14 protein-coding genes and 1 riboswitch are annotated in these 17,144 nt (G+C 66.1%); of the genes, 6 read left to right on the top strand and 8 right to left on the bottom strand.

Annotation, left to right across the window (positions count from 1 at the left end):
• Positions 1 to 102 precede the first annotated feature (102 nt).
• A complete protein-coding gene (locus JMF82_RS09520) occupies positions 103 to 2,436 on the top strand; it encodes a S9 family peptidase (RefSeq protein ID WP_201314296.1) in 2,334 nt (777 codons plus the stop codon).
• A 207-nt stretch (positions 2,437 to 2,643) separates the two neighbouring features.
• Here JMF82_RS09520 and JMF82_RS09515 read toward each other — a convergent pair whose 3' ends face one another.
• Positions 2,644 to 4,773, bottom strand: a complete 2,130-nt coding sequence (locus JMF82_RS09515; RefSeq protein ID WP_201314295.1) for a M56 family metallopeptidase — start codon at positions 4,771 to 4,773, stop codon at positions 2,644 to 2,646.
• 1 nt (position 4,774) lies between these two features.
• Complete coding sequence (locus tag JMF82_RS09510; RefSeq protein ID WP_201314294.1) at positions 4,775 to 5,161, bottom strand: BlaI/MecI/CopY family transcriptional regulator; 387 nt, start codon at positions 5,159 to 5,161, stop codon at positions 4,775 to 4,777.
• A gap of 353 nt (positions 5,162 to 5,514) precedes the next feature.
• Between JMF82_RS09510 and JMF82_RS09505 the strand changes: the two genes are divergently transcribed.
• The 4 genes from JMF82_RS09505 (at position 5,515) to JMF82_RS09490 (ending at position 7,822) form a co-directional block, all read left to right on the top strand.
• Entirely contained in the window at positions 5,515 to 5,712 is a 198-nt protein-coding gene (locus JMF82_RS09505) for a hypothetical protein (RefSeq protein WP_201314293.1), read from the top strand.
• Positions 5,713 to 5,717: 5 nt separating this feature from the next.
• Positions 5,718 to 6,584: a prohibitin family protein gene (locus JMF82_RS09500; protein ID WP_201314292.1), complete on the top strand. Its 867-nt coding sequence runs from the start codon at positions 5,718 to 5,720 to the stop codon at positions 6,582 to 6,584.
• A gap of 150 nt (positions 6,585 to 6,734) precedes the next feature.
• Positions 6,735 to 7,205, top strand: coding sequence for a bacteriohemerythrin (locus JMF82_RS09495; protein WP_201314291.1), 471 nt, complete (start codon positions 6,735 to 6,737; stop codon positions 7,203 to 7,205).
• A 146-nt stretch (positions 7,206 to 7,351) separates the two neighbouring features.
• Positions 7,352 to 7,822, top strand: coding sequence for a bacteriohemerythrin (locus tag JMF82_RS09490; protein WP_201314290.1), 471 nt, complete (start codon positions 7,352 to 7,354; stop codon positions 7,820 to 7,822).
• Positions 7,823 to 7,865: 43 nt separating this feature from the next.
• Here the strand turns inward: JMF82_RS09490 and JMF82_RS09485 are convergent, their stop codons facing one another.
• Genes JMF82_RS09485 through JMF82_RS09475 form a run of 3 tightly spaced genes read right to left on the bottom strand, consistent with a single transcriptional unit; the run spans position 7,866 to position 11,627 of the window.
• Positions 7,866 to 8,870, bottom strand: coding sequence for a ribonucleotide-diphosphate reductase subunit beta (locus tag JMF82_RS09485; RefSeq protein ID WP_201314289.1), 1,005 nt, complete (start codon positions 8,868 to 8,870; stop codon positions 7,866 to 7,868).
• A 29-nt stretch (positions 8,871 to 8,899) separates the two neighbouring features.
• Entirely contained in the window at positions 8,900 to 9,127 is a 228-nt protein-coding gene (locus JMF82_RS09480; protein WP_201314288.1) for a hypothetical protein, read from the bottom strand.
• 10 nt (positions 9,128 to 9,137) lie between these two features.
• Positions 9,138 to 11,627 (bottom strand): ribonucleoside-diphosphate reductase subunit alpha, encoded by a 2,490-nt coding sequence (locus tag JMF82_RS09475; protein ID WP_201314287.1) that lies wholly within the window; start codon positions 11,625 to 11,627, stop codon positions 9,138 to 9,140.
• Positions 11,628 to 11,776: 149 nt separating this feature from the next.
• Positions 11,777 to 11,992: riboswitch (cobalamin riboswitch) on the bottom strand.
• Between the two features lie 224 nt (positions 11,993 to 12,216).
• On the opposite strand from JMF82_RS09475, the gene JMF82_RS09470 reads away from it, so the two are divergent.
• Positions 12,217 to 13,464, top strand: coding sequence for a cation:proton antiporter (locus tag JMF82_RS09470; RefSeq protein WP_201314286.1), 1,248 nt, complete (start codon positions 12,217 to 12,219; stop codon positions 13,462 to 13,464).
• 20 nt (positions 13,465 to 13,484) lie between these two features.
• Here JMF82_RS09470 and JMF82_RS09465 read toward each other — a convergent pair whose 3' ends face one another.
• The 3 genes from JMF82_RS09465 to JMF82_RS09455 form a co-directional block, all read right to left on the bottom strand.
• Positions 13,485 to 14,333, bottom strand: coding sequence for a hypothetical protein (locus JMF82_RS09465; protein WP_201314285.1), 849 nt, complete (start codon positions 14,331 to 14,333; stop codon positions 13,485 to 13,487).
• A 97-nt stretch (positions 14,334 to 14,430) separates the two neighbouring features.
• Positions 14,431 to 16,503 carry a M13 family metallopeptidase gene (locus JMF82_RS09460; RefSeq protein ID WP_201314284.1) on the bottom strand — a complete coding sequence of 691 codons (2,073 nt, stop codon included), beginning with the start codon at positions 16,501 to 16,503 and terminating at the stop codon, positions 14,431 to 14,433.
• A 134-nt stretch (positions 16,504 to 16,637) separates the two neighbouring features.
• Positions 16,638 to 16,997 (bottom strand): hypothetical protein, encoded by a 360-nt coding sequence (locus JMF82_RS09455; protein WP_201314283.1) that lies wholly within the window; start codon positions 16,995 to 16,997, stop codon positions 16,638 to 16,640.
• Between the last annotated feature and the right edge of the window lie 147 nt (positions 16,998 to 17,144).

Raw genomic sequence — 17,144 nt, 5'->3', positions numbered from 1 at the left:
CGGGACCAATGGCAGGGGTCCCCGCCAGCCAGCCTCGGTAGCATGAAAGGTTGGACGTGCGACTCGAGGCGGCGTCCTCCATAAGCAGACTGGGGAGTACGCATGGTTCCGATGAAACACGGCTCGCGCCTGCTGGGCGCGCTGGTGCTGGGTGCACTTTCGACGGGCGCGGCCGCACAGGGCCGCACGCTCGGCAACGACGACTACGCCAGGGCCGAGCGCTACGTGGGCTACAACACCACGCCGTTGGTCGATCACGCCGTCACCAGCGTGACGTGGCTGGACAACGGCCACTTCTGGTACCGCGACCACGACGCCAAGGGCGACCACTACCTGCGCTATGACGCCGCCACCGGCAAGGCCGCGCCGCTGTTCGACCATGCACGCCTCGCGGCCGCGCTGGGCAAGGCGCTCGGCAAGCCGGTCAAGGCCGACAAGCTGGGCATCACCGGCTACAGCGAAACCGCCGATGGCCATCTCGACGTCGCCATTCGCGGCAAGCACTACCTGTGCGACGCCAAGGGCAACGCGTGCGCCATCGGCAACGACGAGAATTCCGAAGCGGTGGGACACGAGCCGGGCGTGCCCTCGCCAGACAAGCGCAGCGAAGCCTTCGTGCGCGACTGGAACCTGTGGGTGCGCGACGTCGCCACCGGCAAGGAAACCCAGCTCACCCTGGATGGCGTGGAAAACTACGGCTACGCCACCGACAACGCGGGCTGGAAGCACACCAACAAGGCCATCCTGGTGTGGTCGCCCGATTCGAAGCAGATCGCCACCTTCCAGCAGGACCAGCGCAAGACCGGCGACATGGTGATCGTCGGCACCAACGTCGGCCATCCGAAGGTGGAGAAGTGGAAGTATCCGCTGGTGGGCGACAAGGACGTGACGATGATCGAACGCGTCATCGTCGACGTCGGCAGCCACAAGACGCTGCGCCTGAAGATGGAGCCCGACCAGCACCGCTCCACGCTGTGCGACGACGTGAGCTGCGGCCGCGACGGTGGCTGGGACGACGTGCAGTGGGCGCCCGACGCGAGCTCGCTGGCCTTCGTGTCGTCCTCGCGCGACCACAAGCAGGCCTGGTTCCGCGTGGCCGACGTGCACACCGGCGCCGTGCGCACCGTGTTCGACGAAAGCGTGCCGACCTACTACGAAAGCGGCAACGGCAAGGTCAACTGGCAATACCTGCCGGAAAGCCATGAAGTGGTGTGGTTCAGCGAGCGCAACAACTGGGGCAACCTGTACCTCTACGACCTCGACAGCGGCAAGCTCAAGCACGCGATCACCACCGGCGAAGGCAACGTCACCGAAGTGCTCAAGGTCGATCCGGCGTCGCGCACGGCGTGGTTCCGCGGCGTGGGTCGCGAACATGGCGTCGATCCGTACTACCAGCAGTTCTACAAGGTAAGCCTGGACGGTGGCGCGCCGACCTTGCTTGCACCGGAGCCGGCCGACCACACCATCAGCCTGTCGCCGGATGGACGTCTGTTCGTCGATGCGTATTCCACGCCGACTACCGCACCGGCAACCGTGCTGCGCAGCGCCGACGACGGGCACGTGCTGGGCAATATTGCGAAGGCTGACATCTCGCGCCTGCTCGCCACCGGCTGGAAGGCGCCCGAGCCGTTCACGGTGAAGGGCCGCGACGGCAAGACGGACATCTATGGCCTGATGTTCAAGCCGACCCACTTCGACCCGTCGAAGAAGTACCCGATCGTCGACTACATCTATCCGGGCCCGCAGACCGGCTCGGTCGGCTCGCGCAGCTTCGCGGCGGCGCGCGTCGATCACCAGGCGCTGGCGGAGCTGGGCTTCATCGTGGTCGCGATGGACGGCATGGGCACGCCGTGGCGCTCCAAGGCTTTCCATGACGCCTACTTCGGCAACATCGGCGACAACACCTTGCCGGACCAGGTCGCCGGCCTGAAGGAGCTGGGCAAGCGCGATGCCTGGATCGACATGGACCGCGTCGGCATCTGGGGCCATTCCGGCGGCGGCAACGCGACGGTGACCGCGATGTTCCGCCATGCCGACCTGTTCAAGGTGGGCATCGCCGAGAGCGGCAACCATGACAACCGCAACTACGAGGACGACTGGGCCGAGAAGTGGCAGGGCCTGTTGACCACCGACAAGGACGGCAAGGGCAACTACGACGACCAGGCCAACCAGAACCACGCGGAAGGCCTCAAGGGGCACTTGCTGCTGGCGCACGGCACCATGGACGACAACGTGCCGCCGTACGAAACGCTGCTGGTGGTCGATGCGCTGATCAAGGCCAACAAGGACTTCGACCTGTTGCTGATTCCCAACGCCCGCCACGGTTACGGCTCGGCCAGCAACTACATGATGCGCAAGCGCTGGGACTACTTCGTGCGCCACCTCGCCGGCGATACGCCGCCCAAGGAGTACACGATGAAGCCGCCGAAGGACTGATGCTCTGAAGCCCCTCTCCCCTTGGGAGAGGGGTTGGGGAGAGGGTGCGGACGTGCGAAACGCCTGATGGCCGCGCTCCGCTCGTACCCTCATCCGCTGCGATCGAAGGGAGTCCCTGTGGGACCGGCACCTTCTCCCAAAGGGAGAAGGGTTCGCGCCTGAGGGTTTGGATCGGCCCAACGCTACCGGTCTGTCACCGAAGCACCCTCACCGCAAGCTCGTCGGCTTCGCCACGCCCCTGGCAATCGCATCGTCCAGCAGCTTTTCCATCTGGCTGTCGGCTTTGCGGTTCTCGCTGCGCTCGCGTTCCTCCAGCGCCCGTTGCTGGTATTCCAGCTCACGTTCCTGGCTCGCCAGCTCTTCCTGCTGGCGCTGGAATTCGCGGTCGTCGGCCGGGGCGTGCACACGCGAGGCCACGGCCCGGATTTCGTTGTCCAGCATGCGGATCTGCGTGTCCATGTCGCGCAGGTCGGCCTGGGTGACGCCGGGCCTGGATTCGAGCACGGCGCGCTGCGATTGCAGCTGGGCGCGCTGGGATTCGAGCTCGCCATGGCGTGCCGCCAGCTCACCCTGCCGCGCGGCGAGTTCGCCCTCGCGGCCGGCCATGCGGCTCTGCATGCTGGCGATGCGCGATTGCTCGCGGGAGATCCGGCTCTCCATCGAAGCGATCTCATGCATCGGCGCGTAGGCCGCCCGTGCATGATCGATGGTGGCGCCATCGCGCACGACATACGCCTGGTTGCCGCGGCGGAACCACAGCAGCGGTTCGGTGCCCTTGCGTTCGCGCTTTGCCGCTTCGATGTCGCGGTCGGTGCCGTTGACGAGGATAGTGCTGGCCTTGTCGTCGAACAGGGCAAAGCCGTTCCGCGCATCGCTATCGATGTCGATGTCCACGTGGTGACCGCGCAGCCCGATGGTCGGCGGCGTGGGGGGCGTCATCGGCGTGGGCGGCGTCGGTGGCGTTGCTGGGGTGGCAGGCGTGGGCGGCGTCCGCGGCGTCGCGGGTGTGGGGGGCGTCGGAGGTGTGGGCGGCGTGGCCGGAACCGGCGGTGGGGATGGTGGCTCCGGCACCCAACCGTGCGAAGTGTCGGCGAGCGTCGCCTTTGTCGCCGGTGTGGCCTTGGCAGCGGGCTTGGCGTCCGCGGCAGGCGCAGCCGGTGTCGCCGAGACCGCCGGTGCTGCCTTCGGCGCCGGCTGCACGCTCGCCGCGACCGCCGCCGCAGGTGCCGCGGCGGTGGAGGCCGGTGCGGGCGCCGGTGATTCGGCTGCTGCCTCCGTCACGCGATAAGGCAGCACGCCGGCGCAGGCCACGATCAGGATGAGCAGGGCGCTGCGCACCCGCGAGGTGGCGTCGTGCGATGCGGATTGCAGCATGGTCAGGCGGCGCTTGAGGTTGAGGAAGGTGGGCGATGCGCCGGCGAGGCCGGCGTGCAGCGGATGGGCCACGCCCAGGCGCAACAACAGGCGACCGTAATCCTGCGGTGCTGCATCGTGTTGCTGCATCACCTGCGCATCGCACGCGGCTTCGCGGTTCAATGCATATTCGCGCATCGCCCAGGCCACCGCCGGGTGGAAAAAGAACACGCGTTGCGCCATGGCCGGCACGCAGCCGAGCCAGAGGTCGCCACGACGCAGATGGGCGAGCTCATGCGCCAGGGCCAGCGTCGATTCCTGCGCGGTCAGCGCATGCGCTGCCGGCAGCAGAATCACCGGCCGCCACCAGCCACTCACCTGGGGCGAGCGGATGTCGTCGGAAACGCGCAGTTCGGGGCAGCGACGCAAGCCCATCACGCGGGCCTGCGAGCGGCAGGCTTCCTGCAGGACCGGATCGCCGGGCACGCGCGAACGGCGCAACACGGCTCGTGCCTCGCGCCATTGGCGCAGGGCCATCAGCGCATGCAGCAGCACGCCGGCCAGCCACAGCGCGAGCAGGATGTTCCGCCAGGGCAGGGAGCCGTTCGTCGTGGCAACGCCAGGCGCGTCGGTGACGTCGCCGCCATCCACCATCGGCGAGGACGGACGGGAGGCACCACCGAAACTCCCGATGCGGTGTTCACTCGGCGCCACGAAGGTTGGCGCGGCCGGTGCGGTAACGATCACCTGCGCCACCTCGCGCTTGGCCGGCGCCAGCAAGGGCAGCGACACCGGCGTGGGCAGCATCAGGCCCAGCAGCACCTGCATGCCCACCAGCCACCACAGCAGCGAACGCGTGGCTGCGCTGAGGCGCGGCGCGAGACGGCAGACGAGCGCGATCGCGCCGATCAGCAGCACCGCCTGTAGTGACGTCCAGCCGAGGCGGCCGGGCAGGGCATCCATCCATAGCGAGAGCGTAGTCATGTCAGGTCTCCTTGCGCCGCGTCTGCAGCTGGACCACGAGGGCTTCCAGTTCGGCCAGTTCCGAATCGCTCACCTGGCCGCGCTCGGACATCCACGCCACGAAGGGCGACACCGAACCACTGAGGGTTTTCTCGACGAACTGGCCGACGGCGCTGCGCATCACTTCGCCCGGGCCGGTGGCGGGGCTGTAGCGATACACGCCCTGCACCTGGCGGCGGCGCAGGTAAGCCTTGCCGCGCAGGCGCTCCATCATGGTCAGCACGGTTGAACGCGCCAGCCCGCGTGGCTCGCCATAGCCGGCGGCGACTTCGCCGACCGATGCATTGCTGTGTTCGGCGATGTACTGCAGGAGCGCCAGCTCCTGGTCGCCGATGGTGGCCTTGCCCATGTGCACGATCCTTGGTGACTACATCTGTAGTCACGCTACGCCTTGACTACAGATGTAGTCAATAGGCCGTTGGGCATTTCAAGATCGCCGCCTGGCTTGTTGCATTGCACAATAAACGGAGTAGAGTGCGCGCCGTCCTCATCCAGCAGCGCGCATCGGAGTGCGCTTATGAAGACCCTATCCTGCGTCATCGCTGAACCGTCCGGCCCCGCACGGCCCTCGCTTTCGCCAGCGGGTTAGCGCACCCCCACGACACTCCCACGGCTTTGACGTCGGCGCATACCGCCGCGCCGCACCCGGCCGTCTGGACGTCCAAATCGGCATTCGCCGTTGATCCAACCCACGAGGAAACCATGAAGACGCTTGTCAACCGGCTGGCGCATCGGCCGTGGCCGTTCGTCGCCTGCCTGCTGCTGTACGTCGGTTTTATCGGTCCGGAACTCATCTCGGCCGCCAGCACGACCGCCGTGCTGTTGGGCCTGGTGCTTCTGGCGTTGCTGGTGGCCTGGGGCATCGCGCTCCTGCGCCGCGGATTCACCCACAAGGAATGATCTCCATGAAACGCGTAGTGAAGTTGTCCCTTTCGCTTTCGGCGCTGTTGCTGGCGGCCTGTTCCAAGGTGCCGGCGGGCAACGTCGGCGTGAAGTTCCAGATGTACGGCGACGGCAAGGGCGCGCTGCAGGAACTGCCGCCAGGCCGCTACTGGGTGGGCTGGGGCTACGAGATGTACACCTTCCCGACCTTCACCCAGACGTACACCTTCACGCGTTCGCCGACGGAAGGACGCCCGACGGACGAATCCATCAGCTTCCAGACGTCGCAGGGCCTCACCGTGAATGCGGACGTGGGCATCACCTATCACATCGATCCGGGCAAGGTGACGCTGATTTTCCAGAAGTACCGCAAGGGCATCGACGAGATCACCGACGTGTACCTGCGCAACATGGTACGCGACGCGCTGGTCAAGGAGGCGGCCAGCCTGGACATCGAGTCGGTGTACGGCAAGGGCAAGGCCAACCTCATCGACGCCGTGCAGCACGACGTGAGCGACGAAGTCGGCCCGGTCGGCATCGTGGTGGAAAAGATCTACTGGATCGGCGAGCTGCGCCTGCCCGAGAACGTGGTGCAGTCGATCAACGCGAAGATCCAGGCCACCCAGATGGCCGAGCAACGCCGGAACGAAGTGGCGCAGGCCCAGGCCGAGGCGCAGAAGGTGGAGGCCGAAGCGCAAGGCCAGGCCCAGGCACGCATCACCATCGCGGAGGCCGAAGCGAAAGCCATCGCGTTGAAGGGCGAGGCGCTGCGCCAGAACCCGCACGTGGTGCAGATGTCGGCCATCGAGAAATGGGACGGGCGCCTGCCGACCTACAGCGGCGGCGCGCTGCCCTTCCTTCGCATCGACGCGACCGATGGCGCCAAATGAGCCAGGCGCCAGCCATGCCGATGGCTGGCGCCTTCGTGCGGCGTAGTGTCGCTATCGCAAGTCGTGGGCTGGGTTGATTGATAGAGGTCAAGCCGCTGACGAAAAAAATACACGCCAATAGCCGGACCACCGCGCAACGGAGGGTGCGATATGCCCTATATGGTCTGGCAAGATGATCTGAACACCGGCATCAAGGTCATCGACAATCAACACAAGCGCATCGTGGAGATGATCAACCATCTCCACGACGCCATGGACCATCACGACCGCGAGGAGCTCAACGACATCCTCGACGGGCTGGTCGATTACACGCTGTCGCACTTCACCTTCGAAGAGTCGCTGATGGAGGACGCCGGCTACGAGTTCACGCGGGCGCACAAGCGCGTGCACGAGGTATTCGTCAAGCGCGTCGCGGAGTACCAGATGCGCTTCCGCGCCGGCGAGGACATCGGCAACGAACTGCTGCACACGCTGTCGCACTGGCTGTTCAACCACATCCGCAACGACGACAAGGCCATCGTCGATTCGGTGCGCCGCCACATGCACGAGGTCGGCAAGGACGAACACGAGGACGGCTGGCTGGTAAGGTCCTTGCGGCGCCTGTTCGGTACCGCCCATTGATCACCCGGCGGTCCGGTGCGCCGGGCCGCCCTCGGCGTTTCCGTCGCGGTTTTGCGAGCTCGGCGCACGGTTCCTGACCTACATCAAAGCTATGTAGGAAACTATCGGCAACCTCTGTCGGCGAAAGGGAGACAGGGGTAAGGGAAATGAGCAGGATCGAATGGCAGGACGATCTCGATACCGGCATCGAGGTCATCGACCATCAGCACCGGCGCATGGTCGACATGGCCAATGCCGTGTGCGAGGCGCAGGCACGTGGCGACCAGACCGCGATCGGCGGCGTGCTCGAGGGCCTGCTGGACTACACCTTGTCGCACTTCACCTTCGAGGAAGCGCTGATGGAGGACGCCGGTTACGAGTTCACCGACGCCCACAAGCGTGTGCACCAGGTGTATGCCGGGCGCATCGAGGACTATCGCCGGCGCTTCCGGTCCGGCGAGGACATCAGCGAGGAACTGCGGGCCATGCTGCTGGGCTGGCTGTTCCAGCACATTCGCGACGATGACTGGGCCTACGTGGACTCGGTGAAGCGCAACATCCTCAAGCTGACCGGCGATACCAGCGAGGGCAGCTGGCTGGCCACGGCGTTGCGGCGCTTCTTCGGCGCAGGGAAATGAAGCCTGGGCGCCACGCGCTTCCACCGCGCGTGGCGCCGCATGGTCAGAACGCCATGTCGAACGCGACCTCGCCCTGCACGCCGACCTGGTAGGCGGAGACGCGGCGCTCGAAGAAGTTGGTCACTTCCTGCACGTCCTGCAGGTCCATGAAGTCGAACGGGTTCTTCGCACCGTACTTCCTGGGCAGGTCGAGCTGGGCCAGGCGCTGGTCGGCGCAGTATTCCAGGTACTGGCGCATGTCCTTCACCGACAGGCCCGCCACGCCGCCGGAGAGCACGTCTTCGGCGAACTGCGTTTCGCAGGCGATGGCTTCTTCCAGCATCTGCTCGATCTGCGCGCGCATGTCTTCGTCGAACAGGTCGGGCTCTTCCGCACGCACGGTGCGCACCACGTCGAAGGCGAACGCCATGTGGCAGCTCTCGTCGCGGAACACCCAGTTGGTGCCCGAGGCGAGGCCGTGCAACAGGCCGCGCGAGCGCAGGAAGTACACGTACGCGAAGGCGGCGAAAAAGAACAGGCCTTCGATGCAGGCGGCGAAGCAGATCAGGTTGAGCAGGAACTGGCGGCGGTGCTCGCGCGTTTCCAGCTTCTTCAGGTTCTGCAGGGAATCGATCCACTTGAAGCAGAACTCGCCCTTCTGGCGGATCGAAGGAATGTTCTCGATCGCCGCGAACGCCTTGTTGCGCTCGACCGGGTCGGGGATATAGGTGTCCAGCAGGGTGAGGTAGAACTGCACGTGCAGCGCTTCCTCGTACAGCTGGCGCGACAGGTACATGCGCGCCTCGGGCGCGTTGATGTGCTGGTACAGGTTGAGCACCAGGTTGTTCGCCACGATGGTGTCGCCGGTGGCGAAAAACGCGACCAGGCGGTGGATCAGGTGGCGGTCGGCCTCGCTCATCTTCGAGCGCAGGTCGGTGACGTCCAGCGAGAAGTCCACCTCGTCCACGGTCCAGGTGTTCTTGATGGCGTTGCGGTACATCTCGTAGAACTCGGGGTAGCGCATCGGGCGCAAGGTGAGTTCGAAACCGGGATCGAGGAGGTGGGACATGGACAGTTCCTTGGTGACGCCAGCGGCGCTCAATCGAGCTTGCGTGCGTAGCGGTCGCGCACGAAGCGACTGATGTAGGTGGAAAGGCCAAGGCCGGCCGCAGCGAGCTGCTGCATGTTGCGCACGTGCATGCGACCGGTCCTGGCGTCGGTGTATTCGTAAGTGCCGTCATTCACGAAGCGCACCCGGATGAAGCCGTCGCCAACCTCGTAGCTGGCGACGCCGGATTTCCCGCTGCGGTTGCGGTAGCGCTTCATGGCATGACGGTTACTGGCAGGCCTCGCAGTATTCCGGATTCTCCAGCGAGCAGAACACCGCGGCGGTAGCCTGTTCCTGGTCGGCGACCGGCGCCGGTTTCGCGGCGGGCGCGGCGGACACCGTGGTCTTGGCGATCTTGGTGGCGGGGCGCGAACGCAGGTAGTAGGTGGTCTTGATGCCGGACTTCCACGCGTACATGTACATGGAACTGAGCTGGCCGATGTTCGGGTTCTCCATGAACAGGTTCAGCGACTGGCTCTGGTCGATGTATGCGCCACGCGCGGCACCCAGGTCGATCAAGGCCTTCTGCGGCAGTTCCCACACGGTGCGGTAGATGCTGCGCAGGCGCTCGGGAATGGCCGTGATGCCCTGGATCGAGCCTTCCGCCAGCTTGATCGCGTCGCGGACTTCAGGTGTCCAAAGGCCCAGCGTCTTCAGTTCTTCCACGAGATAGCGGTTCACCACCAGGAAGTCCCCGGACAGCGTCTCGCGCTTGAACAGGTTGCTCACCTGCGGCTCGATGCATTCGTAGCAACCGGCGATGGAGGCGATGGTGGCGGTCGGCGCGATCGCGATCAGCAGCGAGTTGCGCAGGCCCTTGGCCTTGATGGCGTCGCGCAACGCGTCCCAGCGGGCGCGATCGTTCGGCTGGGCGTTCGTCCAGTAGTCGAACTGCAGTTCGCCGTTGGCGGCCCGGCTCTCGGCAAAGCCCGGATGCGGGCCGTGCTCGGCAGCCAGCTCGTTCGACTGCGACAGCGCGTGGAAGTAGATCTCCTCGGCGATGCGCGTGGACAGCGCCAGCGCCTCGGCCGAATCGAACGGCAGGCGCAGCTTGAAGAACACGTCCTGCAGGCCCATCACGCCCAGTCCCACGGGACGCCACTTGGTGTTGGCGACCTTGGCGGTGTGGATCGGATAGAAGTTGAGATCGATCACGCGATCGAGCTGGCGCACCGCGGTACGTACCGTGGCGGCGAGCTTGTCGAAGTCGAAGCGGCCGTCCACCACGTGGCGCGACAGGTTCACCGAGCCCAGGTTGCACACCGCCGTTTCCCCGGCGTTGGTGACTTCCAGGATCTCGGTGCACAGGTTGGACAGGTGGATGACGTTTTCCGCCTTGGCCGTCTGGTTGCTGGTGGCGTTGCTGCGATCCTTGAAGGTCATCCAGCCGTTGCCGGTCTGCGCCAGCGTACGCAGCATGCGCGCGTAGAGCTCGCGCGCCTTCACCTTCTTCACGGCGTGCCCGGCGGCTTCCGCTTCACGGTACGCCTTATCGAACGTCTCGCCCCAGCTGTCGACGAAGTGCGGCACCACCTTGGGATCGAACAGCGACCACTCGCCGTCGCTCTCCACGCGGCGCATGAATTCGTCGGGAATCCAGTTGGCGAGGTTGAGGTTGTGCGTGCGGCGTGCTTCGTCGCCGGTGTTGTCGCGCAGCTCGAGGAACTCCTCGATGTCGCCGTGCCATGGCTCCAGGTATACGCAGGCCGCGCCCTTGCGCTTGCCGCCCTGGTTCACCGCGGCGACGGAGGCGTCCAACGTCTTCAGCCACGGCACCAGGCCGTTGGAATGCCCGTTGGTGCCCTTGATCAGCGAACCGCGCGAACGCACGCGCGAGTAGGCCAGGCCGATGCCGCCGGCGAACTTGCTGAGCTTGGCCACGTCGCCGTACTTCTCGTAGATCGACTCCAGCGAATCGGCCGGCGAGTCGAGCAGGAAGCAGGAGCTCAACTGCTCGTGCGCGGTGCCCGAGTTGAACAGCGTCGGCGAGCTGGCGATGTATTCCAGCGAGGACAGCAGGCGATACAGCTCCAGCGTCTCGCCGATCTCGCTGCCACCCAGTGCGCAGGCGATGCGCATGAAGAAGTGCTGGGGCGTCTCGATCACCAGGCGCCGCTGCGGATGGCGCAGCAGGTAACGGTCGTACACTGTGCGCAGGCCGAAGTACTCGAAGCGGCGCGTGGCGAGCGGGTCGATCGCGTCGTTGAGCTTGCGCGCGTTGGCCGCCACGAAGTCGCGCAGGCGCGCGTTGACGATGCCCAGCTCCGCGCCGCGCGCGATCGACTGCGAGAAGCTCTGGATCTCCTGGCCGCTCACTTCCTTGTCGATGTACGCGCCCAGCAGGCGCGCGGCGAGCTGGCCGTATTCGGGCTCTTCGGCGGTGAGCGCGGCGGCGGTGCGGATGGACAGCTCGTCCAGCTCCTGCGTGGTGGCGCCGTCGTACAGGCCGCCGATGGTCTTGAGGGCCACGCGCAGCGGATCGACCGCATGCAGGCCTTCGCTGCTGCGGGTCACGGCGCGGACGATCTTGTTCACGTCCACCGTTTCCTGGCGGCCGTTGCGCTTGGTCACGCGCATCTGGCCGGGGTTGTGCGGCGGGGTCAGCGCAAACGGCGTATCCGTGCGGGGCGCCTCGGCCACGGCGGTATCGGCGGTGAAAGCGGCGGCGTCGGCACGATCGTCATCACGTTCGCGGCCGGTGGTATCGATAGGTTGCATGGCGACTTCGCTCCAAGCGTGGTCATCAACCGCCTGCTCCCGCGCGCAGGGCTGAAGAGATGCACTTCCACGGACGGTCGAGCAGCGGGGCTGGTGGCCCCGCGCATCGACGCACTTCCCCGCGGAAGCCGTCATCTCGCACCGCGGCGCTCAGGCCACGATGTGCCGGCAGGTCTTCGGACTCGCGGACCCCGGGCCTTGCGACCCGACCTACTCGCTCCCGCTTCCCAGCCGCTGAGGGCCAGTGCGTTGTTGGCTTTCGTTTCCGCTTACCGCTGCGGGGCAGTTCCGGATTTCCACCGGATTCCCTGTTAGGCCAGTCCGACCATGGGTCTGAGAGTGGCACCGACAGAGCACAACATATCGGGCTGATTGGGGCGGGTCAACCCAACAACTTGTGGATGGGGCGTGGATAACTGGAAAAAGCCGAGGCGGCCGGGAGGTTTATCGCGCGCCGGGAATTTTGCGCAGGAGGGCCGGATGGGGCCCCTTGGGCCGGGCCCCGACCCGGTGTGTCGGGCGACGGCGTTGCGGCGAATTCCATCGCCATGCAAGCTGCCCGTTCGTCTCGCGGGGAAGGGATGGATCGATGGGGCATCCGCTGTTGCTCGTCCAACTGCTGGTGATCGTGGTGGCTTCGCGCCTGCTGGCCTGGCTGCTGAGGGGGCTCGGCCAACCGGCCGTGGTGGGAGAGATGTTGGCGGGGCTGGCGCTGGGGCCGCTGCTGTTCGGCACGCTGGCGCCGTCGTGGCAGGCAAGCCTGTTTCCCGCCGATAGTCTTGGCGCCCTGCAGAGCCTGAGCACGCTGGGCCTGGTGTTGTTCATGACGGTGGTGGGCGCCGAGCTTCGCGTGCCGACCGGCAGCCGCCTGCTGCGGCCGGCGATGTGGGTTGGCGGGCTGGCGTTCGTGTTGCCCGGCCTGCTGGCGCTGGGTGCCTCTCCTTGGCTGTTCCACGGCTATGCGCCCGCCGGCGTGTCCTATGCGCCGTTCGCAATGTTCATGGCCACGGCTTGTGCGATCACGGCACTGCCGGTGATGGCGCGCATCGTGAAGGAGCGGGGGCTCACCGACAGTCTTCCGGGTCGCCTGGGCATCGCCGCGGCGGCCGTGGCCGATGTGCTGGCCTGGGTGGCGCTTGCCCTGGTGGTGGCGTTGATCAGCGCGCGCGGCGATTGGCTGCCGTTCTGGCGAACCATCGCCGGGCTCGCGTTGCTGCTCGGCGTCGCCTGGTTCGTGTTGCGTCCGTCCTGTGCCTGGCTGCTCGCGCGGCATGCGCCCGATGGGCAGGCGAACAGCGCGGTGCTCGCCTTCCTGCTTGCCGGGGCGATCGGTTGCGCGGCGATCACCGAATGGCTGGGCCTGCATGCCGTGTTCGGTGCGTTCCTGTTCGGCCTGTGCCTGCCGCGCGACGACCGGTTGCTGCAGGGCCTGATCGAACGCGTGGAGCACGTCACGCTGGCGACCCTGGTGCCGGTGTTCTTCGTGCTCGCGGGGCTGAGCACCACCGCGCAGCTGTTGAGTGCGGACGCCGGCCTGGCCTTGGGCCTCGTGCTCGCCGTTTCCATCCTCGGCAAGCTCGTCGGCGGCACCCTCGGCGCGCGCGTTTCCGGTCAGGGCTGGCGCGACAGCCTGGCCATCGGCTCGCTGATGAACGCGCGCGGCATGATGGAACTCATCGTGATCAAGGTGGGCCTCGACGCCGGGGTGATCACCCCGGCGATGTTCACCATCCTGCTGGTGATGGCGATCGTCACCACGATGATGACGACGCCGATGGTGGTGGCGTTCCACACGCGGGAACGCGGTGACGACGCAGGCGTGGCTCGCTCCGGGTAACCGGCTTTGGGGGCCGACGCTTAGTTCGCCAAGGGCGTAAGAAGCCTGGCGCCTGCGCCCACTGGATGAATCGACCCGTCCGGCACGGCATCGGGGGCTTCCGACACCAGCGACGCATCCTGACGCCAGCCGATCTGTTCCTGCGGGCCGCGAAGATAGATGGCCCAGGAGCCATAGCTCTCGCCCGAGCGGTTACCCCGCTCCGCGTTGAAGTCCACCGGGATCTGCGCGTCCCAGAACGGAGCTTGCATCTCTTCCCCGGATGTTGGCGTCTCGAATGTCCAACGTCTGGAGACCTTTATTGCGGCGTCGGCGAGGTCCTTGCGGAATCGCGCCATCTCTTTTTGATCCGGCACATATCGACGCAAATTGACCTGTTCCAAGCCGGTATTGATGACCTTGCCGTCTCGGCCAATGCGAACGAGGATGTAGACGGTGCCTGACATGCCGTGGTCGAGCGAGAATTTTGGATAGAGCGGAGACACGCGATGCTGCCATCGGATCGAGGAACTTTCGGGCGAGTCTCCATCGCTGAAGTTAGCGCCGGCAAGACGTAGGGTCATGTGCTGGGCGTCCTCATCCTTAGCGATGATCCGAAGCGACATGTCCTCCTTGATGGGAGTCGTAGATGGCGTCTTGAGCTGGAACTTCCATGTCGAGACATTGCGCTTGATCAGATCGATGACCGGGGCGGGCAGCTTCTCTTCCTTGTAGAGCGCATAGCTGCCGACGCTGCCATCGGGCAACACCTCAATGGTTCCACTGACCAGCATGCTGGCCTCGGCGATATCCTTGAGATCCACCGCACGTGTGGACATTCCCGCCAGCATGGCGGCTGCCGTGAAGACGGCCAAATAACTGCGGCGCATGACGATCCCCCTGGAGTACGCCACTCACTCTAACCGTGCCGAGCTGGCGGCGGCAACGGGCGCGCCCACCGCCACCTGGAGGCGGGCGCTTTTTTCATCACCAGATGCGAACGCGATCGTTGGGCGCCAGATACAGCCGCTGGCCTGATTCCACCCCGAACGCCTGATACCACGCATCCATATTGCGCACCGGTCCGTTCACGCGGAACTTGCGCGGCGAGTGCGGATCGCTGGTGACCTGGCGGCGGATGGCGTCGTCGGTGAGCTTGCCGCGCCATGCCTGGGCCCAGCCGAGGAAGACACGCTGGTCGCCGGTGAGGCCATCGATCACGGGCGCGGGCTTGCCATGCAACGACGCGTGATACGCATCGAGGGCGAGCGTGAGGCCGCCGAGGTCGGCGATGTTCTCGCCCATGGTGAGGTTGCCGTTGATGTGCACGCCGGTGATCGGCTGGAACGCGTCGTACTGCGCGCCGAGTCTCTTCGCGCGTTCCTCGAAAGCCTTGGCGTCGGCCGGCGTCCACCAGTCGCGCAGGTTGCCGTCGGCGTCGATCTTGCGGCCCTGGTCGTCGAAACCGTGCGTGAGCTCGTGGCCGATCACGCCGCCGATGGCGCCGTAGTTGATGGCGGGGTCGGCGTTGGGATCGAAGATCGGCGGCTGCAGGATCGCCGCGGGAAACACGATGTCGCGCAGCGAGCCGTTGTACGCGTCGTTGGTCTGCGGCGTCATCGACCAGTCGCCGCGATCCACCGCGCCGTCGAGGCGGTTCACGTAGAACGTCCAGTCGGCCTTGGCGGCGCGCAGCACGTTGCCTACCAGGTCGTCGCTGCTGGTGCCCACGTTGGTGTAGTCGCGCGGGTGGTCCGGATAGCCGACCTTGATGGTGTAGGTGTCCAGCTTGCGCAGCGCCTGCTCGCGCGTCCTGGGCCCCATCCAGTCGAGCTTCTCGATACGCACGCGATAGGCCGCCTTGAGGTTGGCCACCAGTTCCTCGATCTTCGCCTTGGACGACGCCGGGAAATACTTGGCCGTGTAGAGCTCGCCTACGCCCCAGCCCAGGTTGCCGAAGCAGGACAGGCGATCGCCCACGCCGCAATCGCCGCCGGACACCGCATGCACCGCGCGCTTCCAGCGCACCTCCTGTTGCTGCTGGCCGGACAGCGTCTTGTCGTGCATCTCGAAGTAGGCGTCCTGGAACGGCTTCGAGAGGTAGTAGGCGGCGTTGTCCGCGATGCGCGCGGCCTGCCACGCCTGGAGGGTGGCGACCGGCGTCTTCGCATACACCGCGGTGAGCTTGGGGAACGCCGTCTTTTCCGCGACCACGATGCGCTTGAGGTCGCCCAGCTGTGCCGACGCGAGGTAGTCGCGCCATGCAAAGCCGGGTGCGAGCTTCTGCAGGTCTTCCACGCTCATCGGGTTGTACATGGCGACCGGATCGCGCTGCGCGACCTTGTCCCAGCTGGCCTCGGCAATGGCGGTTTCGAAGGCCACCACGTCCTTGGCCGCGGCTTCCGGTTGCGGCCAGCCGACGAGGGTCAGCAGCCTGGCGACATACGCCTGGTAGGCGGTCTTCTCCTTGGCGAAATCCGGCTTGAGGTAGTAGTCGCGATCGGGCAGGCCAAGGCCCGCCTGCGTGACATAAACCGCGTAGCGCGAGTTGTCCTTGAGATCCACGTCGAACACGAGGTTGAACAGCGCGCCGTCGAAGTCGGTGTTGGTGCGACCCATCAGCGCGGCCTGTGCATCGCGCGTGGTGGCCTTGCGCACGGCGTCGAGCTGCGGCGCGATGGGCTTGGCGCCCAGCGCATCGATATGCGCTTCGTCCATGTACGACGCATAGAAGGCGCCGACCTTGCCTTCGAGCGAGCTGGCCGGTGCACGGCTTTGCGCCGCCGCTTCCATCAGCTCGTGCAGGCGCTGCTCGGTGAGGTCGGTCATGGCCAGCCGCAGGCTGACCGCTGGCTTGTCGGGCGGGATGGGCGTGTGGTCGAGCCAGGTGCCGTTGGCGTAACGGAAGAAATCGTCGCCCGGTTTCGTCGCGGTGTCGGCACCGGCCCGATCGAAGCCCCACGTGCCGTACTGCGGCTTGGTTGCCGCCGGGTCGGCGGCGTGGGCCGCACCGAACACCAACGCACTCACGCAAGCGACCGCCAGGATCCTGCTGACCATAAGCCCTCCACCCGTGTTTGAGGTGAAGGGATGCTCGCACGGCGGCGGGGCGCTGCCAGTGCTGGAAGTTGTACGTCACGGCCCGGGCGACACGGCCCGGCACGTGCCGGGCCGTGGTCCGCCGTCGAGAGAACTCAGCCGGCGGCTCGCTGCTTGTGGATGCGCTTGCTGTCCTTGTTCAGCGACTTGTTGAGGTTCTTCTGTTCCTGCCTGGTGAGATGGCCGCCATGCTCGGCTTCATCACGGCTCTCACGGGCGGCGATGTTGGCGTCCTGCTTCTCGTCGCGCGTGGCCTGCCTGGCGTTGAGCTGGCCGTCGGCGACGCCGGCCTGGACGCGGTCCTGCTGGTTTTCCAGGCGCTGGTTCACTTCGCTCACGCGCGGATGGCCGGGAACGTTTTCCGGCGAGGTGGATTGCGCCATGGCGCCGGCGCTCGCGCAGGCAGCGACCAGGGTGATGGCGATCAGGCTGAAACGCGACGTCGACTTCTTCATGGCGAATGATCCTCGGGTCTGGTGATGAGCTGCCGCAGCGCCACGCTCACGCGTAGTCGCTACGGCTTCGCTTCGGGTGTTGCCCCTGCGAGCCACCACGGGTGGCTGGCTCGATGCGGAGAACGAGGGATCACCACGGTCGTTGAC

Origin of the sequence: Dyella sp. EPa41, assembly GCF_016586165.1 — a bacterium.
In the GTDB taxonomy this organism is placed as follows: Bacteria; Pseudomonadota; Gammaproteobacteria; order Xanthomonadales; family Rhodanobacteraceae; genus Dyella.
Note: the sequence above shows the minus strand (reverse complement) of the source record. Positions and strands in the feature narration are given on the sequence as shown.